This window comes from Bacteroides sp. DH3716P, from assembly GCF_025914115.1.
Taxonomy (GTDB): Bacteria; Bacteroidota; Bacteroidia; order Bacteroidales; family Bacteroidaceae; genus Bacteroides; species Bacteroides ovatus.
Map to the genome: position 1 here is coordinate 6,138,362 of NZ_CP083673.1, position 26,042 is coordinate 6,164,403.

General features: G+C 41.4%; 22 protein-coding genes, 1 pseudogene and 1 riboswitch. Of the genes and pseudogenes, 13 read left to right on the plus strand and 10 right to left on the minus strand.

The window, feature by feature from the left end; all coding sequences use genetic code 11:
• Positions 1-292 precede the first annotated feature (292 nt).
• From KQP79_RS23590 to KQP79_RS25940, 4 genes and pseudogenes are all read left to right on the plus strand, one after another.
• Positions 293-2,542 (plus strand): inorganic phosphate transporter, encoded by a 2,250-nt coding sequence (locus tag KQP79_RS23590; protein WP_004308971.1) that lies wholly within the window; start codon positions 293-295, stop codon positions 2,540-2,542.
• A gap of 233 nt (positions 2,543-2,775) precedes the next feature.
• On the plus strand, positions 2,776-3,282 hold the full coding sequence (imm9, locus tag KQP79_RS23595) for an Imm9 family immunity protein (protein ID WP_004296812.1): 507 nt from the start codon (positions 2,776-2,778) through the stop codon (positions 3,280-3,282).
• A gap of 284 nt (positions 3,283-3,566) precedes the next feature.
• Positions 3,567-4,193 carry an HU family DNA-binding protein gene (locus tag KQP79_RS23600; protein ID WP_004296814.1) on the plus strand — a complete coding sequence of 209 codons (627 nt, stop codon included), beginning with the start codon at positions 3,567-3,569 and terminating at the stop codon, positions 4,191-4,193.
• Between the two features lie 91 nt (positions 4,194-4,284).
• A pseudogene (locus KQP79_RS25940) lies at positions 4,285-4,688 on the plus strand (hypothetical protein).
• A gap of 15 nt (positions 4,689-4,703) precedes the next feature.
• Here the strand turns inward: KQP79_RS25940 and KQP79_RS23610 are convergent.
• Both KQP79_RS23610 and KQP79_RS23615 read right to left on the minus strand, forming a co-directional pair.
• The gene (locus tag KQP79_RS23610; RefSeq protein WP_061448627.1) at positions 4,704-5,471 is read right to left on the minus strand and encodes an MBL fold metallo-hydrolase; all 768 of its coding nucleotides are present in this window, start codon (positions 5,469-5,471) and stop codon (positions 4,704-4,706) included.
• A gap of 170 nt (positions 5,472-5,641) precedes the next feature.
• A complete protein-coding gene (locus tag KQP79_RS23615) occupies positions 5,642-6,922 on the minus strand; it encodes an O-acetylhomoserine aminocarboxypropyltransferase/cysteine synthase family protein (RefSeq protein ID WP_008650398.1) in 1,281 nt (426 codons plus the stop codon).
• Between the two features lie 129 nt (positions 6,923-7,051).
• Here KQP79_RS23615 and KQP79_RS23620 point away from each other — a divergent pair, with 129 nt between their 5' ends.
• Positions 7,052-8,092, plus strand: a complete 1,041-nt coding sequence (locus KQP79_RS23620; RefSeq protein ID WP_008776359.1) for an N-acetylmuramoyl-L-alanine amidase family protein — start codon at positions 7,052-7,054, stop codon at positions 8,090-8,092.
• A 609-nt stretch (positions 8,093-8,701) separates the two neighbouring features.
• On the opposite strand, the gene KQP79_RS23625 is transcribed toward KQP79_RS23620, so the two are convergent.
• Genes KQP79_RS23625 through accC form a run of 3 tightly spaced genes read right to left on the minus strand, consistent with a single transcriptional unit; the run spans position 8,702 to position 12,305 of the window.
• Entirely contained in the window at positions 8,702-10,237 is a 1,536-nt protein-coding gene (locus KQP79_RS23625) for an acyl-CoA carboxylase subunit beta (RefSeq protein WP_004308982.1), read from the minus strand.
• Positions 10,238-10,257: 20 nt separating this feature from the next.
• A complete protein-coding gene (locus KQP79_RS23630) occupies positions 10,258-10,767 on the minus strand; it encodes an acetyl-CoA carboxylase biotin carboxyl carrier protein subunit (protein ID WP_004308983.1) in 510 nt (169 codons plus the stop codon).
• Positions 10,768-10,790: 23 nt separating this feature from the next.
• Positions 10,791-12,305 (minus strand): acetyl-CoA carboxylase biotin carboxylase subunit, encoded by a 1,515-nt coding sequence (accC, locus tag KQP79_RS23635; RefSeq protein WP_004308984.1) that lies wholly within the window; start codon positions 12,303-12,305, stop codon positions 10,791-10,793.
• A 131-nt stretch (positions 12,306-12,436) separates the two neighbouring features.
• A riboswitch (cobalamin riboswitch) is annotated at positions 12,437-12,641 on the minus strand.
• A gap of 276 nt (positions 12,642-12,917) precedes the next feature.
• Here accC and KQP79_RS23645 point away from each other — a divergent pair.
• The 3 genes from KQP79_RS23645 (at position 12,918) to KQP79_RS23655 (ending at position 14,119) form a co-directional block, all read left to right on the plus strand.
• Entirely contained in the window at positions 12,918-13,241 is a 324-nt protein-coding gene (locus tag KQP79_RS23645; protein ID WP_004308986.1) for a thioredoxin family protein, read from the plus strand.
• A 238-nt stretch (positions 13,242-13,479) separates the two neighbouring features.
• Complete coding sequence (locus KQP79_RS23650) at positions 13,480-13,797, plus strand: type II toxin-antitoxin system RelE/ParE family toxin (RefSeq protein ID WP_004308987.1); 318 nt, start codon at positions 13,480-13,482, stop codon at positions 13,795-13,797.
• Positions 13,798-13,804: 7 nt separating this feature from the next.
• Positions 13,805-14,119, plus strand: a complete 315-nt coding sequence (locus KQP79_RS23655) for a HigA family addiction module antitoxin (protein WP_004308988.1) — start codon at positions 13,805-13,807, stop codon at positions 14,117-14,119.
• Position 14,120: 1 nt separating this feature from the next.
• Here the strand turns inward: KQP79_RS23655 and pncB are convergent, their stop codons facing one another.
• Entirely contained in the window at positions 14,121-15,287 is a 1,167-nt protein-coding gene (gene pncB / locus KQP79_RS23660) for a nicotinate phosphoribosyltransferase (protein WP_004308989.1), read from the minus strand.
• A gap of 166 nt (positions 15,288-15,453) precedes the next feature.
• Here pncB and KQP79_RS23665 point away from each other — a divergent pair, with 166 nt between their 5' ends.
• Positions 15,454-17,343 carry a toxin-antitoxin system YwqK family antitoxin gene (locus tag KQP79_RS23665; protein ID WP_004308990.1) on the plus strand — a complete coding sequence of 630 codons (1,890 nt, stop codon included), beginning with the start codon at positions 15,454-15,456 and terminating at the stop codon, positions 17,341-17,343.
• A 170-nt stretch (positions 17,344-17,513) separates the two neighbouring features.
• Here the strand turns inward: KQP79_RS23665 and KQP79_RS23670 are convergent, their stop codons facing one another.
• Both KQP79_RS23670 and KQP79_RS23675 read right to left on the minus strand, forming a co-directional pair.
• On the minus strand, positions 17,514-18,293 hold the full coding sequence (locus tag KQP79_RS23670) for an SDR family NAD(P)-dependent oxidoreductase (protein ID WP_234120727.1): 780 nt from the start codon (positions 18,291-18,293) through the stop codon (positions 17,514-17,516).
• Between the two features lie 372 nt (positions 18,294-18,665).
• Positions 18,666-19,604, minus strand: a complete 939-nt coding sequence (locus KQP79_RS23675; RefSeq protein ID WP_004308992.1) for a DUF1848 domain-containing protein — start codon at positions 19,602-19,604, stop codon at positions 18,666-18,668.
• A 437-nt stretch (positions 19,605-20,041) separates the two neighbouring features.
• Here KQP79_RS23675 and KQP79_RS23680 point away from each other — a divergent pair, with 437 nt between their 5' ends.
• The 3 genes from KQP79_RS23680 to KQP79_RS23690 all read left to right on the plus strand — a co-directional run bounded on the left by KQP79_RS23680 (position 20,042) and on the right by KQP79_RS23690 (position 22,447).
• Positions 20,042-20,911 carry a DUF6845 domain-containing protein gene (locus tag KQP79_RS23680; protein WP_022199078.1) on the plus strand — a complete coding sequence of 290 codons (870 nt, stop codon included), beginning with the start codon at positions 20,042-20,044 and terminating at the stop codon, positions 20,909-20,911.
• A gap of 266 nt (positions 20,912-21,177) precedes the next feature.
• Positions 21,178-21,981, plus strand: a complete 804-nt coding sequence (locus KQP79_RS23685) for a helix-turn-helix domain-containing protein (protein ID WP_004308994.1) — start codon at positions 21,178-21,180, stop codon at positions 21,979-21,981.
• 94 nt (positions 21,982-22,075) lie between these two features.
• Entirely contained in the window at positions 22,076-22,447 is a 372-nt protein-coding gene (locus KQP79_RS23690; RefSeq protein WP_004308995.1) for a VOC family protein, read from the plus strand.
• 218 nt (positions 22,448-22,665) lie between these two features.
• Here KQP79_RS23690 and KQP79_RS23695 read toward each other — a convergent pair whose 3' ends face one another.
• Positions 22,666-23,523 (minus strand): AraC family transcriptional regulator, encoded by an 858-nt coding sequence (locus tag KQP79_RS23695; RefSeq protein WP_004308996.1) that lies wholly within the window; start codon positions 23,521-23,523, stop codon positions 22,666-22,668.
• 311 nt (positions 23,524-23,834) lie between these two features.
• Between KQP79_RS23695 and KQP79_RS23700 the strand changes: the two genes are divergently transcribed.
• The gene (locus tag KQP79_RS23700; RefSeq protein WP_004308997.1) at positions 23,835-24,059 is read left to right on the plus strand and encodes a winged helix-turn-helix domain-containing protein; all 225 of its coding nucleotides are present in this window, start codon (positions 23,835-23,837) and stop codon (positions 24,057-24,059) included.
• A 262-nt stretch (positions 24,060-24,321) separates the two neighbouring features.
• Here KQP79_RS23700 and KQP79_RS23705 read toward each other — a convergent pair whose 3' ends face one another.
• Positions 24,322-25,425 carry an AAA family ATPase gene (locus KQP79_RS23705; protein ID WP_004308998.1) on the minus strand — a complete coding sequence of 368 codons (1,104 nt, stop codon included), beginning with the start codon at positions 25,423-25,425 and terminating at the stop codon, positions 24,322-24,324.
• Between the last annotated feature and the right edge of the window lie 617 nt (positions 25,426-26,042).

The window sequence follows — 26,042 nt, forward strand, 5'->3', positions numbered from 1 at the left end:
CCTCCGGCCTACTTTTTTCTCCGTCAAGCGAGCCCCCGTAACGGAGCGTCAAAAAGGGCAGACTGTTTGAGCGTAGCGAGTTTCTGCCCTTTAGCGCAGTGCAGGGAGCGAGTAGGAGAAAAAAGTCAGCCTTGAATTTTTCTTTGCTTCTTTCTTTTGTTTCAAGACAAAAGAAAGACGATTACGAGACAAAAGAAAGACGATTGTAACATAAATGTAACATGTATGACACCTCCCTGCAACGTCAAATCCCGTCCTTTGCAGCCGGAAACAACATACACATATATTTATTATGGAGACTATTTATTTATGCATTATCATCTTCCTCTTTGTACTAGCTGTTTTCGATCTGATAGTCGGAGTCAGTAATGATGCAGTTAACTTTTTGAACTCTGCGGTAGGCGCCAAGGCCGCTTCGTTTAAAACCATTCTTTTCATAGCCGGTATTGGTATATTCATTGGCGCTTCCCTGTCCAACGGTATGATGGACATTGCCCGGCACGGCATCTACCAGCCCGAGCACTTCTACTTTGCCGAAATCATGTGCATTCTGCTGGCCGTCATGTTGACCGACGTAGTACTGCTGGACGTATTCAACTCCATGGGGATGCCCACCTCTACCACCGTTTCACTAGTCTTTGAACTACTCGGAGGTACCTTTGCCCTCTCACTTATCAAAGTACATAATAGCGATACCCTCGGTCTGGGCGACCTCATAAACACCGACAAAGCCCTCTCCGTCATCATGGCGATCTTCGTCTCCGTCGCTATCGCCTTCTTCTTCGGAATGCTTGTACAATGGCTTGCCCGTGTGATATTCACTTTCAACTATACGAAAAAGATGAAATACAGCATTGCCCTCTTCGGAGGTGTAGCCGCTACCGCTATCATCTATTTCATGCTTATCAAAGGACTGAAAGACAGCTCCTTCATGACCTCTGAAAACAAACACTGGATACAAGACAACACACTGATGCTAATCACCGTTTTCTTTGTATTCTTCACCGTACTGATGCAAATCCTTCACTGGATGAAAATCAATGTTTTCAAAGTCGTCGTACTGATGGGAACCTTCGCTCTGGCTCTCGCTTTTGCCGGTAACGACCTTGTCAACTTTATTGGCGTTCCCCTCGCAGGTTTCTCCTCTTTTTTAGATTACACCGCCAACGGAGAAGGAAATCCGAACGGCTTCCTGATGACCTCCTTGCTGGGACCTGCTAAAACACCGTGGTATTTTCTTATCGGAGCCGGAGCCGTCATGGTCTACGCCCTCTGCACCTCTAAAAAAGCACATGCTGTAATTAAAACATCTGTCGACCTTTCCCGCCAAGATGAAGGAGAAGAAGCATTCGGAAGTACTCCGATCGCCCGCACAGTAGTCCGCATCAGCATGACACTTGCCAATGGAATCTCCCGAATAATGCCGGACGGCAGCAAAAAATGGCTTGACTCCCGCTTCCGCAAAGACGAAGCAATCATTGCCGACGGAGCTGCTTTCGACCTTGTCCGCGCTTCTGTCAACCTGGTATTGGCCGGTCTGCTCATCGCCTTGGGAACCTCCCTGAAACTTCCCCTTTCCACCACCTACGTAACCTTCATGGTAGCTATGGGTACTTCTTTGGCCGACCGCGCCTGGGGACGTGATTCAGCCGTTTACCGTATCACCGGCGTATTAAGCGTCATCGGAGGCTGGTTCATCACCGCCGGAGCCGCCTTCACCATCTGTTTCTTCGTAGCTCTCGTACTCCATTATGGAGGTAACATCTCTATCATCGCCCTCATCGGTATAGCTGTATTCATCTTGATCCGTAGCCAGGTGATGTACAAGAAACGCAAAGCGAAAGAACAAGGTAACGAAACGCTGAAGCAACTGATGCAAACCACAGACAGCACAGAAGCCTTGCAACTGATGCGTAAGCACACCCGCGAAGAACTTTCCAAAGTATTGGAATATGCAGAAACAAATTTCGAACTGACTGTCACTTCATTCCTTCATGAAAATCTGCGAGGATTGCGTCGTGCCATGGGGTCCACTAAATTTGAGAAACAGCTCATCAAACAGATGAAACGTTCGGGCACCGTCGCCATGTGTCGTCTCGACAATAACACCGTACTCGAAAAAGGACTTTATTACTATCAAGGCAACGACTTCGCCAGCGAATTGGTCTACAGTATTTCCCGCCTCTGCGAACCTTGCCTCGAACATATCGACAACAACTTCAACCCATTGGACGCCATCCAGAAAGGTGAATTCAGCGATGTATCCGAAGATATCACCTATCTGATTCAGCAGTGTCGTAAGAAAATGGAAAACAACGAGTACAACGACTTCGAAGAAGAAATCCGTCGTGCCAACGACCTCAACGGACAGCTTTCACTATTGAAACGTAAGGAACTGCAACGCATCCAAAGCCAATCAGGAAGCATCCGGGTGAGCATGGTGTATCTCACGATGGTTCAGGAAGCACAGAACGTAGTCACTTATACCATCAATTTGATGAAAGTAAGCCGTAAATTCCAGATAGAAACTGAAATGCCGTAAGGACGAAAAGCAAGGATCGTCCACTGAATAACGGACGAATCATACTCCGCACGGAAAGGACTGTCTGATAAACCCTGTTTACATAGGAGGGGGTGTATCAAACAGTCCTTTCTTTTTCAGAAATAGGTTTAAAAAAGCTCTATTCTTTAGTATTTGATCTGGTAAAATTGTATATTTATAGTCGATAAGATACTTGAGACGATTTTAGATGCAATGATATAAAAACGAAATGAATGAAATATCAGTTAGAAATAACCACCTTACTGGTTCCTGTCAATGTGCATCAACTGTTTGAGAAATGTGAATGGCCTGAACTAAACTGTTTTGACAGAGAAATGGTTGAAGGCTATTTCTCTGATTTGGTGAATGGTATTCAAACCGATGAGGCTTTGGACGATTGGACGCTGACCGTTGTCCTTTATATCGGCACTTATTTGGGAGCCAACCATATCAGTATCTGGAAACATGGAATCACCGATACGGTAACTAAAGAAAAAGTGCTGACGATAGGTATACCTCTTCCTTGTAGTAAAACCATTCGTTGGGGAGTGAAGAAGAAAGGACGTTTTACGGGTAAAATACCGGATGAAAGCTTTAGGAGGAATAACAGACTCCTTCCCGTCAACTTTGCAAAATATGATAATATGGAGACCTATATAGAAGATAACATCCGGATAGCCCTTTTGAACCTGTTTGAAGTTGGTTTTACCCTGAAAGGATATAAAGTAAAGAAGCGGTAATAAGTAACTGAATTGTAATCAAACTTCTTTTTCATAGGGATTAAACTTGCTTATCCCGGCAGGAAAACGTATCTTTGTTGGTAAGAAAACTATAACCGCAAGTTCTGATTATAAAACCGGAACTTTTGATTATGTAATCAGAAGTTTCAGTTATAAAACCAGAACTTGCGGTTTTAGTTTGTCCTATAGGAAAAACAACTTTTCCTGTAGGGGAGAACAAGTTTTCTACCTATAGCGAGTAAGTTTTCTATTAATAATCAATATTTCAAATAAACTTTAGTATTATGGCAATGTACGTAATGGAAGAAATGCCCGATATTCATGGAACGGGCGAACAGGTACTTTATCCTCGGTTTGCAATGATAGATCAGGTATCTACCGAGGATTTAATACGTCAGATAGCATCCAGCAGTGGTTTTAATGTCGGAGATGTGGAAGGCGTAATTACACAGATCGGTATTGAAATGGCACATCAGATGGCAGAAGGCAAGTCTGTGAAGCTGGATGGTATCGGAACATTCTCTCCTTCGTTGGCGTTATGCAAAGATAAAGAACGCGAAAAGACCGGAGAGGGTGAAACCCATCGTAACGCACGAAGCATTGTGGTGGGGAGCGTGAACTTTCGTGTAGACAGGAAGATGGTGAGGCGTATCAACGGAAGATGTCTGCTGGAAAGAGCTCCGTGGAAGTCGCAACGCTCTTCACAGAAGTATACACCGGAGCAACGACTAGCATTGGCTGTTAGATATCTGGAGGAACATCCTTTTCTGACGGTCTACGAATACCGGAAACTGACAGGTCTGCTGCGCACGGCGGCTACCAATGAATTGCGCCAATGGGCGTATACGCCCGGTTCCGGTATCGGGATTGATGGTAGAGGAACACATCGGGTGTATATAAAGAAAACATAATTCATCATATTTGTATGATGATACTATACAAATACTTTATATCTTTGTAAAACAATGACATAAATCGCGATTTAACCATACCACTGAAAATATGAAAACAAAAACTTTATTAGGCTTCTTTCTCCTCTCTCTCATGACTTTTTGTATATCAGCCTGTCAAGATGATGCAGAGATTATTTTATTTAGCGGTTCCGAATTAATCGACGAAACGGGAACCTGTACGAACACGATTTCTTCTACAGTCCTGTATCTTAATGGATGGGAAGTGTCTTTACATATAAAGGTGAAAATGATGTAGAGAAACAACACACCTTCTTTAATTTTAGCCCGTATTTAGGAACTCAAAGTCTTACAAGAGAAAGAGGTCCGATTACTACGGCATGGTTGGAAGATGTATCTGATTCACCTTATCTCGAAGATGTTTTACCTGCAGATAGAACGGTTGTATATTGGGTGGATACAATGATCTTCAATTTATCTGCGGAGGATTTGTAATCATTTGTACGGGCTTTATTGTAAAGCCCGTATACGTACTTCGGTTGTTTTCTCATTTTTCAATCCTTCTTTTACTTTATTGATATCCGTATCTCCGTAATGATAAGGATACAAAATGTGCGGCTTGATAATTTGAGTTGCACGTATCGCTTGTTCCGGTGTCATGGTGTAGGGTTGGTTGACTGGCAGGAAAGCGATATCAATATCTTTCATTTGGTTTAGTTCTGGAATATCTTCTGTATCTCCGGCGATATAGATGCGGGTCCCTCCCAGAGTAAGAATATAGCCGTTGTCACGTCCTTTGGGATGGAACTTATCTCTGCCGGGAGTCGTATTATAGGCCGGTACGGCTTCCAGTTTCATATCATCTGCCAGTTGAAGCACATCACTGTTCTTCATTTCCTGTCCTCTGTTCAGCATTTTCCGGCAATTAGGATTAGCAATAATTCTAGTCCCGCTTGTTTCGATAGCTGCTATTGCTTTGGTATCGAAATGGTCTCCATGTTCATGCGTAATCAGGATGAAATCCGCCTTCGGCTGTTGTGTATAGTCGGCGTAATCGGATACTGGATCAACGAATATTTTTTGTCCTGCATATTCCAGCAATAAGCTCGCATGTCTGAAGAAAGTGATCTTCAGGCTTTTCCCATTTTGGGTGGTAAATGAATCCATTTCAAAGTTTTGCATCTTTGTAGTCAGGTTAGTTGGGTTGTTAAATGAATGGGAATAAGAAAATCCGTAAGAAAAGCATAATACGAATGCTAATAATAGATTCTTTTTCATATCTGTACAGAATTTGGTTCCCTGCAAAGATAAACATCCGAGAAGATTTATCGGTTCATATTTGAAATGATTCTTTGCGAAATTAACTTTCTTTTTGTGGAAAATAAGAAGTCACGGGAAATATTTCATTCCCGTGCCTTCTCTTATTATTTTATACCTTTACGGTATTCTTATGCGTTCAATGCCTGTTCGATATCAGCAATAATATCATCCGCATTTTCGATACCTACCGATAGACGGATCAAGTCCGGGCGTACACCTGCTTCCATCAGTTGCTCATCCGTCAACTGGCGGTGAGTATGGCTCGCCGGATGGAGCACGCAACTACGTGCATCCGCCACGTGAGTAACGATCGCAATGAATTCCAGTGAATCCATAAACTTGATAGATACGTCACGTCCGCCTTTCAGTCCGAAGGAGATGACTCCGCAGGAACCATTCGGCATATATTTCTGTGCAAGGCTATAATATTTATTGTCCGGCAGTCCGCAATAGTTTACCCAGGCAACTTTCTCATTTTTAGAAAGATATTCGGCTACTTTCTGCGCGTTGCGGCAGTGTTGAGGCATACGCAGGTGCAACGTTTCAAGTCCCAGATTCAATAAGAAAGAATTTTGCGGGCTTTGGATGCTGCCGAGGTCACGCATCAGTTGGGCAGTTGCTTTGGTGATATAAGCACCTTTGCCGAATGCTTTGGTATAAGTCAGTCCGTGGTATGACTCGTCCGGAGTACAAAGTCCCGGGAATTTTTCAGCATGAGCATCCCAGTCAAAATTACCGCTGTCTACGATACAGCCACCTACGCTTGTAGCGTGTCCGTCCATGTATTTGGTAGTAGAATGAACCACGATGTCAGCTCCCCATTCAAATGGGCGGCAGTTGATCGGGGTCGGGAAAGTGTTGTCAACAATCAAGGGAACCCCGTGACTGTGTGCAATGCGTGCAAATTTCTCAATATCCAGTACTTCAAGAGAAGGGTTGGAAATCGTTTCACCGAATAAAGCTTTTGTATTCGGTTTGAAAGCTGCAGAAATTTCTTCTTCGCTGGCATCCGGATTAACGAAAGTCACATCGATGCCTAGCTTCTTCATGGTCACGCCAAACAGGTTGAACGTACCTCCGTAAATAGCGGAAGAGCAAACAAAGTGATCTCCTGCCTGACAGATATTAAAAATGGCATAGAAGTTGGCAGCCTGGCCGCTGGAAGTCAGCATAGCGGCTACACCACCTTCAAGGGTAGCGATTTTGGCGGCAACAGCGTCATTCGTTGGATTTTGCAGGCGGGTATAAAAGTAACCACTGTCTTCCAGGTCGAACAGGCGGGCCATCTGCTCGCTGGTATCGTATTTGAAAGTTGTACTTTGATAGATGGGCAATACGCGTGGTTCGCCTTTTTTAGGCGTCCATCCTGCCTGTACACACAGGGTTTCCGGTTTGAATTGTTTTGCCATAATGTTATCGGGTTTTAATGTTTTATTTCAAAAAATGTTTTAATGCTGCAAAAGTAGGGAAAATAATTGTATTTTTGCCCTGTTTATGAGTGAAATGATACTCTTGCGAAGGAGATAGTTAATGTAGTTATGAAAAATAAACTCTATATTCTTTTATTCTTAGCTTTTCTTTTTTCGGGCACAACTCTTTGGGCACAGCAGAAGGCAACCCCGAAGGCGGGTGAAGGTATCTCTTCTTTTCTATTAAGGCACAACCGCTCTCCGAAGAAGTATTACGACGACTTTATTGAGCTGAATAAACAGAAACTGGGAAAGAACAATGTGCTTAAAGTGGGCGTGACGTATGTTATTCCTCCCATCAAGAAATCACCTTCCGGAAATACCGGGACAAAGCAACAATCTCCGAAAGCTAAATCAACAAAAATAGGAACTACCCTCAATCAGCCTCTGTTTGGAAAACAACTGGCTGATGTGAAAGTCACTTCCAACCGTCTTGCCGGTGCTTGCTTCTATGTGGTCAGCGGACATGGAGGTCCTGATCCGGGTGCTATCGGGAAAGTTGGTAAATACGAACTGCACGAAGATGAATACGCTTATGATATTGCTCTCCGTCTGGCACGTAACCTGATGCAGGAAGGGGCCGAAGTCCGTATTATCATTCAAGATGCTAAAGATGGTATCCGTGATGATTCGTACCTGTCAAACAGTAAACGGGAGACTTGTATGGGTGATCCAATTCCTTTGAATCAGGTGCAACGCTTACAGCAACGCTGTGATAAAATAAACGCTCTTTACCGGAAAGACCGTAAGAACTACTCTTATTGCAGGGCGATTTTTATTCATATTGATAGCCGTAGTAAGGGAAAACAAACAGATGTCTTTTTCTATTATTCGAATAAAAAGGGAGAAAGCAAACGATTGGCAAATAATATGAAAGATACGTTTGAGTCAAAATATGATAAGCATCAACCCAACCGGGGCTTTTCCGGCACAGTAAGCGGGCGTAACTTATACGTACTTTCCCATACCACTCCCGCTTCCGTCTTTGTGGAGTTGGGTAATATCCAGAATACGTTCGATCAGCGTCGGTTGGTGATGAATTCCAATCGTCAGGCACTCGCCAAATGGCTGATGGAAGGCTTCCTGAAAGACTATAAGGAGAAGAAATAACATTTTTACTTCTCCTTTCGTGAACAAAATAAAAATCTGAATGTTTTATATATGCAAATCGCCTGATGGCTACTTGTAGGTATGCGAATATATATAGGCTAGTGAATATGCCTCCCCGGCATAACAGGAAGATTGCATAGTAGTTTTGTCGTGTTTTATTTTGTGTTTGTGTTGTGACGGTGCTGCGATGTGAATCGGGGTACCGTTTTTTCGTTTCTCTTGAATTCCTTAAAGGGCGTGCTATTTCATTTTCTTATCATATTATTGAATAAAATCTTATCAATCCTGTGAACAAAATCCGGAAATGTATGTTATTTATTGTGCAAATCGCCTGATAAAGCTTCTTGTGTGTATGCGAATATAGATAAGTCAAGCAAGGTATGCCTCCCCGGCATGACAGGAAGATTGCATAGTAGTTTTGTCGTGTTTTATTTTGTGTTTGTGTTGTGACGGTGCTGCGATGTGAATCGAGGTGCCGTTTTTTTTGTCACATATAAAGAAACGGCAGGCTTACAAATAAGAAACGAGCTTACAAATCTCCTAAAGTATATCATAGAATCTCTGCAAGCTCGTTTTATGAGTGGTGCTTTTGCGCACCTTATCTAGTTGTTATAAAGGCATATTACCATGCTTCTTGGGCGGGTTTGTCTGCATCTTGTTTTCCGTCATTTCCAGTGCCTGAATCAGACGTTTGCGAGTCTGTCTCGGATAAATGATTTCGTCAATATATCCCAGCTCAGCAGCCTGATACGGAGTGGCAAACTTTTCTTTGTAGGCTTCCAGTTCCTTGGCCTTTGTTGCTTCGTCAGCTTTGCGGAACAGGATATTGATGGCGCCGTCCGCACCCATCACAGCAATTTCTGCACTTGGGTAAGCGAAGTTCACGTCAGCTCCGGTCTGCTTGGAGTTCATTACGATATAAGCACCACCGTAAGCTTTGCGGGTAATCACTGTCAGTTTGGGAACAGTGGCTTCTGCAAATGCATAAACTATTTTTGCACCGTGACGGATGATACCATTGTTTTCCTGCGTATATCCCGGAAGGAATCCCGGAACATCTTCGAATGTAATCAATGGAATATTGAAGCAATCGCAGAAACGGATAAAACGGCTTGCTTTGTCGCTGGCATCAATATCGAGAACACCGGCAAGATAAGCTGGCTGATTCGCTACGATACCTACCGAACGACCTGCCATACGGGCAAAGCCAATGATAATATTCTTAGCAAAGTTCGGCATCACTTCGAAGAAATAGCCGTTGTCTATAACACGTTCGATAATGTCTTTCATGTCATACGGTACGTTCGGGTCTACCGGAACGATTGTATCCAGAGAAGTATCTTCGCGGTTTGTTTCGTCAGTGCAAGGTTTTTTCTTAGCTTCATCCATATTATTCTGCGGTAAGAAAGAAAGCAGTTCACGGATGCTCATCAGCAATTCTTCTTCGGTATTGCACATAAAGTGAGTCACACCGCTCTTGCTACTATGTGTCATTGCGCCACCCAGCTCTTCTTTACTTACTTCCTCATGAATCACAGCTTTTACTACATCCGGACCAGTCACAAACATGTGACTTTTTTCTTTCACCATAAAGATGAAATCGGTCAGGGCAGGAGAGTAGCAGGCACCTCCGGCGCAAGGACCCAGGATTGCCGAAATCTGTGGAATCACACCGCTGGCCATTGTATTCTGATAGAAAATATCAGCATAACCGGAAAGGCTCTCGATCCCTTCCTGGATACGTGCACCGCCCGAATCATTCAAAGCGATAATCGGGGCACCGTTCTTCAATGCAAGTTGTTGTACTTTCACAATCTTTTTAGCATTGGAAGCTGACAGTGAGCCGCCATATACCGTAAAGTCATAAGCGTAAACAAACACCTGGCGACCGTCCACCTTTCCGTAACCGGATACGATACCATCTCCCGGAATTTTGTTCTTATCCATACCGTAGTTCGTACAACGGTGAACCATCAACTTATCCAGTTCAACGAAAGTACCCTTATCGAGTAACATCTCGATACGTTCGCGAGCAGTCATTTTACCGCTTTCATGTTGCTTCTCTATTTTATCAACGCCTCCACCAAGAGAAGCGATGCGGTCACGTTCCTCGAACGTGGCGTATGCTTTATTTATTTCTTCCATAATGCAATCCGTTCTTATTATTATGCAATCGGTTCTAATGTTATTAATGTCTGTTCGCCGGTTATGCTATCACCTTCTTGAACCAGAATTTCTTTAATGCGGCAGTCTGAAGTCACTTTGTAGTTACTCTGCATTTTCATGGCTTCGATAACGATAGCGGTGTCTCCCGCCTTCATTTCCTGGCCGACTGCAACAGGTATTTTCACTACTTTGCCCGGCATCGGAGAAATGATACAGTCATTCTGTTCTTCTTCCCCTTTCTTGCGCATACGCAGATATTTTGCTTGGCTGTCCACTATTTCTACATTGAAACTGCTATAATGCGTATTCACTTTATAGCTTTTTCCGTTATCACGGCGAATCAGCTGTGCGTTCGAACTGCGTCCGTCCATCAAGATGTTGCAAGTACCGTTTTCTGCCATCACTACGTCTGCTTCAAACGTTTTTCCATCAATGGTGAGCACTACCTTGTTATCTTCCTTGCTGACCAGTTCTACTTCGGCCACACGGTTTCCTATATGAATTTCCATAATTGAATTCTCTTTGTTAAAATTTAGATTCTCAACACACCCTTATGCAATCCGAACTCTTTCCACTTGCTGATAGGGCGGTTGTCGGCAGCCATACCGCTGTTGTTCTCTTCGAGATTCATCAAATAGTCTATATAAGCAGCGATCAGGGCAATATTTTCGGAATATTCGCTGGTGCGCGTAATCCGTTGTTGCAGAAACTCGCTGTTCTTGGCGATGAATCCTGTGTCATAATGACCTTCTACAAAATCAGGAGTATCCATGATGGCACGCAGATAACTGATGTTGTTTTTCACTCCGGTCAATTTATATTCGTGGAGAACACGACGCATCCGCTCAATCGCATATTCGCGATTGGTAGCCCATACAATCAGTTTACCGATCATCGGGTCATAGTAGATCGGAATTTCATATCCTTCGTATACATAACTGTCAATACGCACACCGATACTGTTCGGCTCTGTAATCTGTTTGATGATACCCGGACTTGGCATGAAATTCATTTCAGTGTCTTCGGCACAGATACGACATTCGATAGCGTGCCCGCGTTGCTGGATATTCTCTTGTTTCAGTTGAAGCACTTGTCCGTCGGCAACTTTAATTTGCTCTTTCACCAAATCTACTCCGATCACTTCTTCCGTAATCGGATGTTCCACCTGCAAGCGGGTGTTCATCTCAAGGAAATAATAGTTGCGGTGTTTATCAACAAGGAATTCGATAGTACCCGCACCGATGTAGTTCACAGCTTTAGCCGCCGCTACCGCTTTTTCACCCATGTCTTTTCGCAGTTCGGGAGTGACGAAAACCGAAGGAGTCTCTTCCACGATTTTCTGGTTACGGCGTTGCACGGAACATTCGCGTTCGCACAGATGAATGACGTTTCCATGCTTGTCACCAAGAATCTGGAACTCGATGTGATGAGGCTCTTCAACGAACTTCTCCAGGTAAACCGTGTCGTCGCCAAAGGAAGACAATGATTCGCTCTTGGCAGTGGTATAAGCTTCTTCCACTTCTTCGGCACTGTGGATGAGGCGCATACCTTTTCCACCACCGCCCATAGAAGCTTTCAGCATCACTGGATAGCCGATTTTATTGCAAAGCTCTATGGCTTCTTCTACGCTTTTCAGGTTGTCTTGTGTGCCGGGAACTACGGGTACTCCCGCCTCAATCATTTTGATACGGGCAGCAATTTTATCTCCCATAGCTTCCATTGTTTCCGGATTGGGTCCGATAAAGATGATTCCTTCTTCCTGACATCGACGGGCGAAGGTGGCATTCTCGGACAAGAAGCCGTAACCCGGATGAATGGCGTCTGCATGAGCTGCTTTTGCCACTTCGATGATTTTTTCTATATTCAGATAACTCTCTTTGGATGCTGCCGGCCCTACGCAATAAGCTTCGTCTGCATAAAGCACGTGCTTCGCGGTCCGGTCTGCTTCGGAGAAGATAGCGATACTCGTTATCTCCATTTCCCGGCAGGAACGCATCACCCTTACGGCAATTTCACCGCGATTGGCTACTAAGATTTTTTTTATCATACTTTTTTCAATTAAGTACATACTTATTAATGTCTTCCCGTCTAATGGATATACTCCACCCGACGAAAAACAGTATTTTTTTGATTTGGGGCTTAACAAGTGATACTCTTTCTCCTAATCCACGAGGAGAGGGGCGTCTTACACAAAATGGCAGGTCTTCTGACTGACTCTTGTCTTATTTGCCTTCCCGAATAACATCAGTGGCGTTAAATTAGTTCAATTATAAGACATTGAACAGAGTTTCACAGCAGCGGGACTGTCCGGGATTTACACCCGGTTCCCTATTAATCATCGTCCGTTGGATACGGATTCTGAACCATTTCGGGGGGCAAAGATAAATAAATATTGAATAGGATGTTCCTTTTTTGCACGAAAGTTTCAATTTTGTGCAATGCTTGTCCTTAGTCCGGAAGATAAAGTGATAGGAGCAAAGTATGATGCGGAGAAGTCTTTTCATCGTACGGAGATGATTTGCTTGGATATTAATAGCTGGTCGGGTAAATGCAAACGGGTTTGATTCTTTAATTTGTGTGTAACCTTGCTTCTTTTCTAAACCATCTTTCTCCTGATATTGTTAGGTTGATAGTTATTAATTAAAAGGAGATATTCATTATGAAAGAAAAGAAAATAGCTCGTGAAGAAAGAAACCAGGAGAAGCTAGCTAACGGTGATTGGGTAATGGCAGAGTTTTACGCAACGTGGTGTCCTCACTGCCAGCGCATGAAACCGGTTGTTGAAGAGTTCAAGAAACTGATGGTAGGAACATTGGAAGTGGTGGAAGTGGACATCGACCAGGAGCCTGCCCTTACTGATTTTTATACGGTGGAGTCGACTCCTACCTTTATTCTTTTTAGAAAAGGGCAACAGCTTTGGCGGCAATCCGGCGAATTACCTTTGGAAAGATTGGAAAAAGCAGTGAAAGGATTCAAATTCTGAAAAAGATTTTAATCTAACTCCACGGATATGGATTTTGTCACTTTTGTCACAGATAGTATAAAGAAAGCACATGTATACTGTGCTGCTTGGATACAGTTATTTTAATAAGGTGATAGCAGTTTTTATCTAATACTTCTTGGTTTTAACTAAGTTTGATAGAACTGCTATCATTATATCCACTTTTTTAGTGTATTCTTGGAAAAACTACTATCTTTGTACTGTCGTAATAATTAGAGAAATGGTTATTGAGTTTGAAAAGGAGTATCTTTCAGAACTTTATTATGAAGGTAAATGTAACGATAAGAAGCATCGTTTTCAACCTCAAGTAATAAGGAATTATGTGAAGCGAATTGTCACTTTGGCTGAAGCATTGAATGTAGAAGCGCTTTATCCTTTAAATTCGTTGAATTATGAAGTATTGACAGGGAGTAAAAAAGATATTTCCTCTATTCGGATTGATAAACAATATCGACTGGAATTTAAAATATCGACTACGGACTCTGAACCAATCATAACTATTTGTTCTATTATTGACATAACAAATCATTATAAATAAGAATAGTATGTCTAACTTAGGGTATTCTTTTATTCCGGTGCATCCGGGAGAGATTATAAAAGAAGAATTACAATCTCGTGGTATATCGCAGAAACGATTTGCGGAAGTGGTAGGCGTGTCTTATACGATGTTGAATGATATATTGAATGGGCGTCGTCCTGTATCTACGGATTTTGCCTTATTGATTGAAGCTGCTACCAATATAAATGCGGAAATGCTGATGAATATGCAGACAAGATATAATATGCAGATTGCCCGAAAAGATAAGAATGTTATAGCGCATTTGGAGAACTTACGGAAAATATGTGCCACATTGTTATAATTTAGTTCAACCTCAACTCATGCAGGCATGCCTGCACTTCTTCAAGACTGCCGGTATGTTTTCCTTCATCATCCGACAGTTTGATACATTCCCTCCACTCCTGATTGACATTCATCTTGCATTGCGTCAGTTTCATCACGATGTTCGAAGGTTCGAACCCGGTATCGTTGGTGAGATTGGTGCCGATTCCGAAAGAGCAGCGGATTTTGTTTTTGCAGTATTCTTGAATGTCTAATGCTTTTGTAAAGTCGAGGGCATTGCTGAATACGATGGTTTTGGTTGTCGCGTCGATTCCCAACTCTTTGTAGCGGGCAACCAGTCGGTCGATAAACTCAAATTCATTACCGGAATCGCAGCGCACACCGTCGAAAAGTTTAGCTTGTTTACGGCTAAGGTTACTAAGGAAGATGCCGGAAGTATAGGTATCGGAAAGTGCGATACCCAAATCACCGTCATAAACATTCACCCAGTTTTCGAGTGCCATATAATTGGCATGTTTATATCCGAACTGTGCTCCATGAAACATAAACCATTCGTGAGGGTGAGTCCCCATCATTTTCATTCCATATTTCATTGCGAAGTTGCAGTTGGAAGTCCCGGTGCAATATTGCGCTGTCTCGTTCAGTCTTTTGATAACAGTTTCCTGCACATCAATAGAGAATCTTCTCCGTGTACCAAATTCTGAAAAGCGGAGCTGATGTTGGTTCGATAACTCTATTTTCTCCGACAGTTTGCAAAGAATCCCGTTCATGTCTGCTACATGGCCGAAGAACCGGTTTTTGATTTCAGAAACAATAGCGAGCAAAGGCACTTCATATAAAGTCACTTTATAAAGCAAGTCAGTCACTTCGATGTGGAGATGACAGGCTTCATCCAGATGAATATCAATCTTATTCGGGTCGAAACGAAAAGAAGACAACCACTCCCAGTAGACTCTCGGGAGAAATCTGCAATTCTTCGTCATGTATTCCAACTCCTCTTCCGTGAATCTCAACTGACTAAGATTCTTGATCTCTGCCTTGAGTGTTTCCAGAAAAGCTTCGGTATACTTTGTTTCGTTCCGGTCATTGAAACTAAAAGTACCCATTGCATAGGGGAACAGTTTGATATAAGCGTACGAGGTGGTAAACTTATAGAGGTCTGTATCTAGTAGTGTTTTAACAATCATGACGTTCGTTCTTTTCTATTAATAACGTTGTAAAGTTAGTATTTGTTGAACGAAATAATAGCCTGCTGACAGATAATTATTCCATTTTTGGGATCGATTTATACCTGATTATCTGATATTATCATTAATTTTGCCGTAATTATGTATTAAATAAAAGATATTTGGTATGAAAAACGCTTTGGTATATAGCTGCGTATTACTGTTGTTATCATGTGGCGGAAAAACCGGAGGAACTTCGCAATCTTCTTCCACGAATCAGGAAACACAGGAAAACGCTTTAAGCGAAAAAACTACTGCTATTTCCGAAGCTTTCTCTATGGATTTTTATAAAGGAAGTGATTGGATTATTCCTGATACGCTTTCCGAATCATTGCTAAAAGAACCGGAAGCATCTTCTTTGAAGGTCTATGACTCCGACAGTATTTGCCGGAAACAAGTAGATGGCGTGGAACGTTGTTTTTACAAGGACTCATTGATGAACGGTGCTTATAAGCACTTTTATTTTCGCTCGACTGATTCTTTTGTGTCGGAACCCTATTATTCGGTAGTTGTTTATAAAGACGGAATAAAGAACGATACGGTGCGTCATTACAGTATCTCTTCCCATTGTATGACAAGTCGTATAATCACTCTTGACAGTATTTGTGAACTTTATCAATCTTATTATTCCAACGGATATCCCCATATCTTTTACCAGGCTACACGAGGTAAACTTAATGGAGTACGTCAGAGATGGTATTATGATGGAAAGCCGGACTGGTTTGAACACTATAAAGATGGGAAGCTAAACGGAGAGGAAATGAGATGGCATGCCAACGGACATCTATGGCAGGTTAATCATTATATTGACGATCAGGAAGTGTTACCGACCGAATGTTGGTATTATAGCCATTCGGAATACGCTTATAATGACCCTGACGGGGTAGCGGAGGCTCCCGACTGGTATGAGTATAAATATCAGGCATCAGAAGGGACTCCCTTTTATTACATTCAAGAAATTTATGCATTGGAGAACGGCAAAAAGTATCTTCTGAAACGAAAATATTTTGAAAAGGATTCCGATGAGCCGATATACTTCATGGATGATAAGTGTGATTCTGTAAAACGAAGCATTGTGACGGTCGGAACTCAAAAGCGGCTGGATATAAGGAATTATTCTGGCGGGCGGCTACGTCGTTTCGAGAGTTATCCGTACTCGGAGAAAGGCGTGCCGGGTGTCATGACTGAAATTTATTCTGAAGAAGGCAACCGGATTGAAAAGAGTATGTATGACTATCATAGTGGAAGAATGATCTCCTTGCGTATGTATAGCAATACAGGGGCAGACGTGAAAAAACTTGAATTTGCTGAATATACGAATATGAAGGCGGATAGTTGTAATAAACAGCTTGATTCTGGTAAAGGGCGTTATACAGACAATCAGAATAAACTGTCCGTGCGCTGGAAAAAGGGGGAACTCGCACTGCTGAATTCTCCGGCGAAAGAAGATGAAGATGGATTTATAAAATGGTACTATGATGGGTATCAGTCTGATTACGGTCTGCATTTTTTTCACTATTCAGGGTTTGAGAGCTGGGGCTATTTTGTGATGAGTGATGTTACAGGAGAAGTTTACGAATATCGTAGTATAGATACCCCTTTATTCTGTGGAAAATCCGGTCTTTTCCTTGTCGTAGATGAAAATCCGTATAAGGAAGAATGTTATGTCCGCGTTTACAAGATGCTTCCCGAAGGACGTTTGGCGGAAGTTGCCGCACTCAATCGGGGAGGAGGGGATTATTTTGAGGTTGATTTGGACGATTTTGTCTGGGTGGGTGAAAGTTCATTCATTGCCAATAAAAAAACGTCGGAAGATGAACTTCAATGTGACTTTTATGGAGGATGCTCTGACAGTTGCCTGGAAGAGTACAGGAAGTGTGGCTATCTGCAAATCGACGAAGACGGCTGGGGGTATGTGCGCGTCGATCTTCGTCCTGATGCTTTGCAGACTAAGCAGGAGCTTCCGTCTTCACTAGAAGCTATTAACGAAATGAATGCATGGGTAAAGTCATTGTGAAACCCAGAAACAATGGAAAATCATGCATCCACTCTTCCCCCTTTTTGATAGATATTTTAAGATCATTACTGTCTATTCTACTAATTCCCGGTTGCATCCGCTATTGATAAATAGCGAAAGAAGCCATATTCCCATTATTGTCATTTTATTCATTGTATTAAAGTTATGTTCTATGATAACGCTACTGTCGGGTTATGAGCAGTCAGGCCACCATCTACGACGATTGTTTGTCCCGTGATGTACCTTGCATCGTTCGAAGCCAGAAAAGCGATGGCAGCTGCGACGTCTTCCGGTTCTCCTAAATAAGGAGTGACACATTGGCCGAGAAAGATGTTGCGTACATCTTCATTCAGGTTATCCAATGCCGCGGGGGTAAGTACCAATCCCGGGGCTACGGCATTGCAGCGGATATTTTTCTTTCCCATTTGGGTAGCGATGTATTTCGTCAGGTTGATGACGCCCGCTTTGCTGGCACCATATAATGTACCGTTAGCATCAGCAGTAAGTCCGCTTATGGAAGCTACGTTGACAATGTTTCCGCCGCCATTGGTAGTCATGATAGGGATGACCTGTTGAGAAAGGTACATAGTGCAGCAGAGATTCAGGTGGAATGCCTCGTCAAAGTAATTGATATCCAGCTTCTCGATGTTAAGGTCACGTTTGGGATCGGTTCCTCCTACATTATTAATCAGTACATCTATTCGTTGATATTCATTCATAGAAAAATCAATCAGCTCTTTGCAACTCTGGAGTTCGGTGGCGGAGAAATAAACATGGCGCACGTCGGCCCCTGCATGAGTAAGTTCGTTGGCAAGCTGTTCCGCCTTTTTTTCAGAATGGTCAGCGATGACTACTTTGCCCCCTTCGGAGACAATGCGGCGTGTGGTTGCTTCGCCGATACCACCGGCAGCACCGGTGATGACAACTACTTTATTTTCGAATCTGTTCATATATTGTGAATTTGATGGTTACCTTCTATTAGAAACAGATGGCAGAGGAATTTGTTAGACCTCATAAACGCTCTTTAATAAGATAAGGTGTCCGATTGGAAAACATTTGCATCTCCTCCGGTTTTATGCCTTGATTATTTAAGAAAACTGTTAAATGTTAATGTCCGGCGGCTTATTTGTTAATGCGGTTCAGATTCTGTTAAACCATGTTATAAGATACGCTGCATCGGGCCGAAAATTTGGAGATAACCGAAAAGTCCGTATCTTTGTACTGTGTTTTTCATAGTATTAGATTTAAGGTTAACAAAAGATTGGCTGTCTGGGATAGATAGCCTTTTTTTATGCCTGTAAGTCAGATGCGGATCAGGAAGATTAAAACAACGAATATTGGTTATCTCGCAGACTCTTCATCTCCCGTTCCTTTACTATATCATCTTCGGATAAATGACCGATGAGCAACGGCGAGTTTTTATCATGTTTCTTCATATTATATGCTGCTGTATTATAATTACCTTTGATGGCATAGCAATAAACACATCCGTTCAGACAACTTTCATAAGTCCCGATATCAATACTTTCGATACAGTTGCAGATATTACGCTGGTTTTTATCCTTTTGAGCAAGGATAGGATAACCGGTGATCTTTTCAATCAGCCCTTTATCAATGCACAAGCCGCTGGGAATACCCAAATGTCTTAAATCTACCTTGACGGTACAAGTGTCCAGCTGTATACCGGGATAAATATCTATTGTCTTTTTAAAGGAGACGGCCATTTCTTCTATTTCCTCTTTGGTCAGCGGATTGATGTTGAATGGTTGTATCGAGTTTCGGATATGGGGGTAATGATCTATAAATCCCAACATACATTTCGAGGTATGGTCTTTGAGTTCATGGGCAATCCGGGCGAATGCTTCCTGGTGGAAAGAAACGTTGTATTCCTCATTCGTCAGTATCGGATCATATCTCCAAATCATTTTTTCTCTGCCAATTTTGTCTGCCAGCTTTTTAAAGGTATCAATTCGTTTATCGATAGATGGCAAACGATTCTCCAATTTTTCTCCGTAAGGGTTGAGTGTAAATTGGAAGTAATAGTTGTAATCCTGTAATTTATCCAGCTGGTTAAGCATCGGGGCCGGGTTCTTGGTCCAGAATACGAAACAATCAACCACAGCAGGAGATAAGGAAATCCTGCTAATCATTTTCGGATGATAAGGATTGGGCACTAATACATATCCTTCTTTTATCCGGTTGAAAAACCATTGAGAATAGAATGCCGGAATATCTGTCCGGCGGCTGGCACTGATTATCATAGTTCAAAGTTACGAAAAAAAACAATGTCGTTTCCATGATTAGCCTTTTTTTCTATTCTTACTTATCCGGGGAGCAACTTATGTGAATGAATATGTTAAATGTTAACGGATGAAGTCTGAAATGTTAATGCGATTCTCGGAGTATTAAACCCTGTTACAATATCGTCTGTTTAGGCGCTGAAATTTGCTATTTATCTGAAATATGGTACCTTTGTACTGTGTTTTTTTCATAAGTATTAGATTTAAGGTTAACAAAAGATTGGTTGCTCGTGATGAGTAGCCATTTTTTGTTTTTATACACGTTGGTTGCTTATTCCTTAATCATCGTTAGCAGCATTTTAAATTTCTCCACTACACTTCTCGAATATGCATTGTTTGTCTATAACAAAAAACGATTTTTATTGTTATAGTACGAAAGACTTAATAAACGAACCATTATGAAGAAGAATATTTTATTTTTCGGAGCACTTGTAGGTGCTCTCTTGTTGGTTTCTTGTTCGGGAGGAAACAAGAAACAGGCTGCGTCCTCTGTCGCTTCGGAGGAATTGGACAATGCCAGTAAGGTGATAAACTATTATCATACATCGCTTATCGTGTTGAGGCATGTAGCCAATGCGAAAGACATAAATGCAGTTTTGGGATATATGGAACAGACAGGAAAAGTTCCTGAAGTATCTCCGATTGCACCACCTGAAGTATCTGCCAGAGATACAGCGGAATTGATGGATCCGGGAGATTATTTTAATATAGAAGTCCGTCAGAATCTGAAGCAGAGTTATCGAGGACTTTTCAGTGCAAGGACGCAATTCTATGATAATTTTAATAAATTCCTCTCTTACAAGCAGGAAAAAGAGACTGCAAAGATCGGCAAGCTCCTCGACGAGAACTATCGGCTTAGTGTAGAAATGTCGGAATATAAACAAGTGATCTTTGATATTCTAAGCCCTCTGACAGAACAAGCTGAAAAAGAACTGCTTGCCGATGAACCGTTGAAAGATCAAATCATGGCCATGCGTAAGATGTCCGGCACCGTGCAAAGCATCATGAATCTCTATTCACGCAAACATGCGCTGGATGGTATGCGTATTGATATGAAGATGGCCGAACTGAAGAAAGAACTCGAAGCTGCAAAGAAACTTCCTGCTGTCACAGGTTATGATGAAGAACAGAAGAATTATTATAGCTTCCTGACTTCCGTAGAATCATTTATGAAAGATATGCAGAAAGCCAGAGATAAAGGTAGCTATTCCGACGAGGACTATAATGCGATATCGGAGGCCTACGAATACGGACTTTCCGTTATCTAAAGAATCTTCCTCTGTTTGAATGTGAGCTACAATCATGCTCTTTCAAACAGAGGATGTTTTTTTATTAAGAAAAGGTTTGCCGTCTTTTCAATTGTACCTTATTCTCAAATAAGGATCCTGCCTTAAATCCTTATCTGTTTATCATTCCGGCATATCTGTTCTTAATAGGACGACTCCCTAATTTATAAAAAGTCCTTTTTTTACTATACCTCTTTAAACAGGAGCTTTACTTTTGCATTTGAATTAAGAAATAATATCTTTGCTCTATGCAATCATTTCAACTCATAAAACCCTGTTTGGCGCTTGCTCCTTATATACGGCATTACTGGATATTGCAAGACGATTCAGTGACTCCGGTTTCCGAACGGACTCTGCCCATTGGCTGTATGCAACTGGTATTTCATAAAGGGAAACAACTCCTTTTGTCGGGCGAGTCGGAACTACAACCTCAATCCTTTATTTCCGGACAATCGGTCGGCTTTTCGGATGTACAGTCGACGGGTAGGATTGAAATGATTACTGTTGTTTTCCAGCCTTATGCAGTTAAAGCATTGTTTCATATTCCCAGCCATCTGTTTCACGGACAAAATGTAGATACCGATGCGATGGAAGATGTAGAACTGTCGGATTTGGTGAAACAGGTCACTGACACTTCTGATAATGCCGTTTCTATTCGTTTGATAGAGCAGTTTTTCCTTCGTCGTTTATACACCCTTCCGGAGTATAACCTCAAGCGGATGTCTGCTGTGTTTCATGAAATAAACCTCCAGCCGCAAATCAACATTGCTCATCTGTCGGAAACGGCCTGTTTGAGCAGTAAGCAGTTTGGACGTATCTTTGCCGATTATGTCGGCACTACCCCCAAAGAATTTATTCGTATTGTCCGTATGCAGCGGGCATTGTCAATGTTGCAGCAGGATGCCACTATTCCTTTTGTACAAGTAGCTTATGAATGTGGCTTCTCCGATCAGTCTCACATGATAAAGGAATTCAAACTCTTTTCCGGTTACACCCCTGCAGAGTATCTTTCTGTCTGTGCTCCTTATTCCGATTATTTTTCCGAACTTTAAAGATGTCCCTTTTTTCCTATCAGGCTTCCTCGTGTTGCCCTACTTTTGCAGTGTCTTTGCAAAGGCTTAGTAGTAACGATAAAAAAGAAACGAAATGAAAAAACTAATTGCATTTTTTGAGATTCCTGCTTCCGATTTCCATCGGGCTGTCGATTTTTACGAAACAGTATTAGGTATGCAACTTCCGACTTTTGAATGTGAAACAGAAAAAATGGCTTGTTTCACAGAAGAAGGTGAAACCGTCGGTGCTATCTCTTATGCTTCAAATTTCGACTTTCTTCCTTCCACGCATGGAGTGCTTATCCATTTCAACTGTGAGGAAATAGAACAGACCTTGGAAAAAGTACTTCTGAAAGGAGGGAAAGTAGTCATTCCCAGAACAAAGATTGAGGCGGACGGCAAAGGATGGTTTGCCGTATTCACTGATAGTGAAGGAAACCGGATTGGCATTTATGCTGAAAAATAACAGGTAGGAGAGAGGAAGGCAGCCTGTTATAGCATAATATGCTTTTAGATGCGGATAACGCAAAATGACACGGATAAGAAGATTACAAATCTGCTAAATCCGTGTCATCCGCGTCTAAAAGATAGACTTATCAGGGTTTTGCACTGTCCCCCCAAAAAAGTCAGACGTTAAATCACATCTTTATTCATTCTCTTTATTCCGCCATTTGTCTGTCCGCATTATTCTACCGGAATATAAATTTCCGTCAACAACTCTTCGGGAGCAGTGTCGCATGGATTGTTCAGATAACGTTCCGCGCTGGCTTCATCCCGCAGCGTACATTCCATTTCAGGCAGACACTTTCCGTAAATCGTATCATACACAGCTTGCAAATTGTCATACGGACCTTTATACAAGAAGATAGCATAACGTCCGGCCGGGATCACCTTAAATCCGACATCACTTTTGGGGGCTACCTTTACAGGCATTACCATACATACGTCTGTACGCAGTTTTTCTGCCGGTGTCACTTTCGGATCATCGTGATAGATGCAAAGCGGGCTGAAATCTCCCATCGGCAACTGTTGTTCTTTGATGAATTGGAATAAACGGCCCCAGGTGCCACCGTAATCATTCAGTTTGTAATCGCCGGTGAGGCGGATATAAATCACATTCCGTTCGGAAACGTTTCTGATCTCTCTTTTTAGTTCCAGGTCTGGCCTGATAATCGCTGGTTTCATAATTACAAAGTTTTTATTGTTTCTATACTCTAAAGGTGAAATGCCATAAAATTGCTTGAACACTTTCGACAACGAAGAAGGAGAAGAGTAACCAATCCGATAGGCTATGTCGGCAATCGGAACATCCGAGTAGCGGAGTAGACGTGCGGCAGCTTCTGTCCGCGTCCGGACAATAAACGTACCAATCGGTTCACCGAGAAAAGCTTTCATGATCCGGTGAAAGTAAAAAGGAGAAAAGTTTGAAATTCTGGCCAGAGATTTTAAATCAATGTCTTCTCCCAAATGTTGGTTGATGTATTCCACTACAACATTTACGCACTTTTGATATTCTTCTTTCGTTGTTTTTTTCTGTTGCATAACTTATTCTGGTATTTCACTCCGCAAAGGTATTGGTAAAAAAGCGAAATGACTTGTCCGATATTGCGGAAATGTCAATTTCCTATTTTCTTTCTGTGATTGCCCGATTCCTGTTTTGAGAATTTATTTTGATATATAATGTTCCTTTTAGTGGTGTTATGGTACGAATTATTACCAAGTTTTTAATCACTAGACGCGAAATTGATTTCTTTGTTTTAAATAATGTCAAAAACTAAAACAAAAAAGTTAGTTTTGTTATAAACAATTATTAAAATGACTATATTGTAACCAAATTATTAATAAAAATAGCCATGGATAAAACAATTGTAGGGAACAATGCCGGAAAAGTTTGGTGTGCCCTGAAAGAAATTGGTGAAATTTCAATACCTGAATTGGCAAGAAGATTAAACCTAAGCGTAGAAAGTACAGCATTAGCAGCCGGTTGGCTAGCAAGAGAGAACAAAATTTGTATCCAGCGGAAGAACGGATTAATTGCTTTATCTGATGAAAGCACTTTCCCTTTTAGCTTTGGATAATTACAGATTTTGCGAGTGAGTATCTTTGGATTTCCGTTAACTTGTAAGTAAGAAAATGTCGATATAAGGTATCACATGCAAAGTTTGAACTTAAGAAGTTTAATATTTAAAAGAGTTGCTCCGTAATAGGGCAACTCTTTTAACGTATAATAAACGTATAAAAATGTCGAATCGTTCTTGTTGATAGGTAAAATATAGATACTTATATTTCGCAATAATAATAGTCGATTTTTCTTTAAAAGTTCTACTTTGGAGGATTTGTTCAGAATCCTACCCGCTTTCTTCCTAAAGAGAAATCCATGCCTTCGTAATTATAGATTTCAGCCAGTGTCATAGGTTGTGTCTGTTGGGGGATATCCAGTCCTTCTTCCTTTATCAGTTGGTTTACTTTGTCGGTTGTCAGGTCTTTAAATTCGTACCGGGCAGCCAGACGTCCTTTTCTAAGCAAGGCTTCGTCGATATCTTTTAGTGGAGCGTTGAATGTGCAGATAAATTTGATACATAATTCATCGCTTAATAGTCCGTCGCTGATATTCAGTATGTTGACTAGTCCGGCATTCATGCGGTTTCCTCCGTTGCGGCTTGATAATAGCTCTTCGCAGTCTTCTACGATAAAGATCGAATTCTTTTGTTGACGGATAAAAGTGATAAAGCTAGGGTCTGAAAGTTTGTCTACCAGGTCGCCGCTCATATAAATCATTCTCTTTTTTCCGAGATTGATGAGATGACGGATATAAGTTGTTTTCCCCGTACCTTGTTTCCCGTGCAGAATGATTAAACCGCTTTTATTCTCCTCTAATAGGAAGTTTTCGATTTCAGCGGCTACGGGAGCAAAATCATTGTTATAGTGGCGGTCAATCTGAATGGCCGGCTTATTGATTTGCGATTGTTTCAGGCTGAAGTAGTTATGAGCGTATGTTACTATAAATAGGTTGTTCAGTTTCTCATTCTCCTTTTTGTGGTTTTCGCAAATCTGATTGATGCGATCGATTTCTTCCTTATCAATATTGGAATAGGCTATTTTTATGCAATTATCAAAATAGCCAATCATTAAATTCTTCTTGCAGATAACGATGCAATCGTATAACTCTTTTGTAGATGTATCTTCTTCCTCCTCCTCTTCCTCTTTTTCATTCTCAAAATGATTGCAATATATATGCTCGAATATATCGAACGCATCGTCTTGCTGATAAAGTTTTTTGATTTCTTTCAGGAAATCTTGGTTTACTTTATATTTCACCATTTTCATAGAAGGGAATCGTTTGAATATCTGATAGAATAGACTACAAATGCTACTGTCGCTGAACCAGCCTGTGGAGTAATCGAAAATATCTGTGAAATCTGCGAGTGTGTATTCTTTACTCATTTTTTCTTTTTATATAAATAGGACGGCAAAGGTACTAAATAAATCTATGATATGGACTTATCCGATTTCTCATTTTCTTGAAAAACATTGGTATGATAGTTTCCTGCATTTATATCAGCGCGCCCCCTGCAAACGATTTTTCATTTTCATTTCTCATATTCTCATAAATAATACGGTAATTATATGTAAATCAATAATATAATAGTATGGGAAATAAAATATAAAATGGTATTTCTCATACTATTTCTATCATTTATCCTTAAAAATGATGCATTTCTCATAGGTTTAAAATCGTTTCTCATCTTATTCTCATACTCCTTTTATCTATTTTACTCCTTTCTCATGCATTATGGCTGTATCTTTTCCCAGACTCTCGTCGGACTTTACGATTATTCCTTTTTCTTATGTCGTTTATTAAGCAACTTCCTATTGTTTACTGCTTTCCTGTGTATCATGCACCTTATATCCTTATGCTTTTCCTTAATCATTGCCATTTTTTCCTACTACTATCTGTATCGTTGCACTCCAGCAGGGCAGACGCATTAAAAATTATTTTCCTGTAAAAGTTGTGACAAATATTTTTCATCCCATCCCGCTTTTAGTCTTTTCAGATTCAT

Coding starts and splice junctions, on each gene's coding strand:
- KQP79_RS23590 (WP_004308971.1), top strand. CDS start 293: ATGGAGACTATTTATTTATGCATTATCATCTTCCTCTTTGTACTAGCT.
- imm9 (WP_004296812.1), top strand. CDS start 2,776: ATGAAATATCAGTTAGAAATAACCACCTTACTGGTTCCTGTCAATGTG.
- KQP79_RS23600 (WP_004296814.1), top strand. CDS start 3,567: ATGGCAATGTACGTAATGGAAGAAATGCCCGATATTCATGGAACGGGC.
- KQP79_RS23610 (WP_061448627.1), bottom strand. CDS start 5,471: ATGAAAAAGAATCTATTATTAGCATTCGTATTATGCTTTTCTTACGGA.
- KQP79_RS23615 (WP_008650398.1), bottom strand. CDS start 6,922: ATGGCAAAACAATTCAAACCGGAAACCCTGTGTGTACAGGCAGGATGG.
- KQP79_RS23620 (WP_008776359.1), top strand. CDS start 7,052: ATGAAAAATAAACTCTATATTCTTTTATTCTTAGCTTTTCTTTTTTCG.
- KQP79_RS23625 (WP_004308982.1), bottom strand. CDS start 10,237: ATGGAAGAAATAAATAAAGCATACGCCACGTTCGAGGAACGTGACCGC.
- KQP79_RS23630 (WP_004308983.1), bottom strand. CDS start 10,767: ATGGAAATTCATATAGGAAACCGTGTGGCCGAAGTAGAACTGGTCAGC.
- accC (WP_004308984.1), bottom strand. CDS start 12,305: ATGATAAAAAAAATCTTAGTAGCCAATCGCGGTGAAATTGCCGTAAGG.
- KQP79_RS23645 (WP_004308986.1), top strand. CDS start 12,918: ATGAAAGAAAAGAAAATAGCTCGTGAAGAAAGAAACCAGGAGAAGCTA.
- KQP79_RS23650 (WP_004308987.1), top strand. CDS start 13,480: ATGGTTATTGAGTTTGAAAAGGAGTATCTTTCAGAACTTTATTATGAA.
- KQP79_RS23655 (WP_004308988.1), top strand. CDS start 13,805: ATGTCTAACTTAGGGTATTCTTTTATTCCGGTGCATCCGGGAGAGATT.
- pncB (WP_004308989.1), bottom strand. CDS start 15,287: ATGATTGTTAAAACACTACTAGATACAGACCTCTATAAGTTTACCACC.
- KQP79_RS23665 (WP_004308990.1), top strand. CDS start 15,454: ATGAAAAACGCTTTGGTATATAGCTGCGTATTACTGTTGTTATCATGT.
- KQP79_RS23670 (WP_234120727.1), bottom strand. CDS start 18,293: ATGAACAGATTCGAAAATAAAGTAGTTGTCATCACCGGTGCTGCCGGT.
- KQP79_RS23675 (WP_004308992.1), bottom strand. CDS start 19,604: ATGATAATCAGTGCCAGCCGCCGGACAGATATTCCGGCATTCTATTCT.
- KQP79_RS23680 (WP_022199078.1), top strand. CDS start 20,042: ATGAAGAAGAATATTTTATTTTTCGGAGCACTTGTAGGTGCTCTCTTG.
- KQP79_RS23685 (WP_004308994.1), top strand. CDS start 21,178: ATGCAATCATTTCAACTCATAAAACCCTGTTTGGCGCTTGCTCCTTAT.
- KQP79_RS23690 (WP_004308995.1), top strand. CDS start 22,076: ATGAAAAAACTAATTGCATTTTTTGAGATTCCTGCTTCCGATTTCCAT.
- KQP79_RS23695 (WP_004308996.1), bottom strand. CDS start 23,523: ATGCAACAGAAAAAAACAACGAAAGAAGAATATCAAAAGTGCGTAAAT.
- KQP79_RS23700 (WP_004308997.1), top strand. CDS start 23,835: ATGGATAAAACAATTGTAGGGAACAATGCCGGAAAAGTTTGGTGTGCC.
- KQP79_RS23705 (WP_004308998.1), bottom strand. CDS start 25,425: ATGAGTAAAGAATACACACTCGCAGATTTCACAGATATTTTCGATTAC.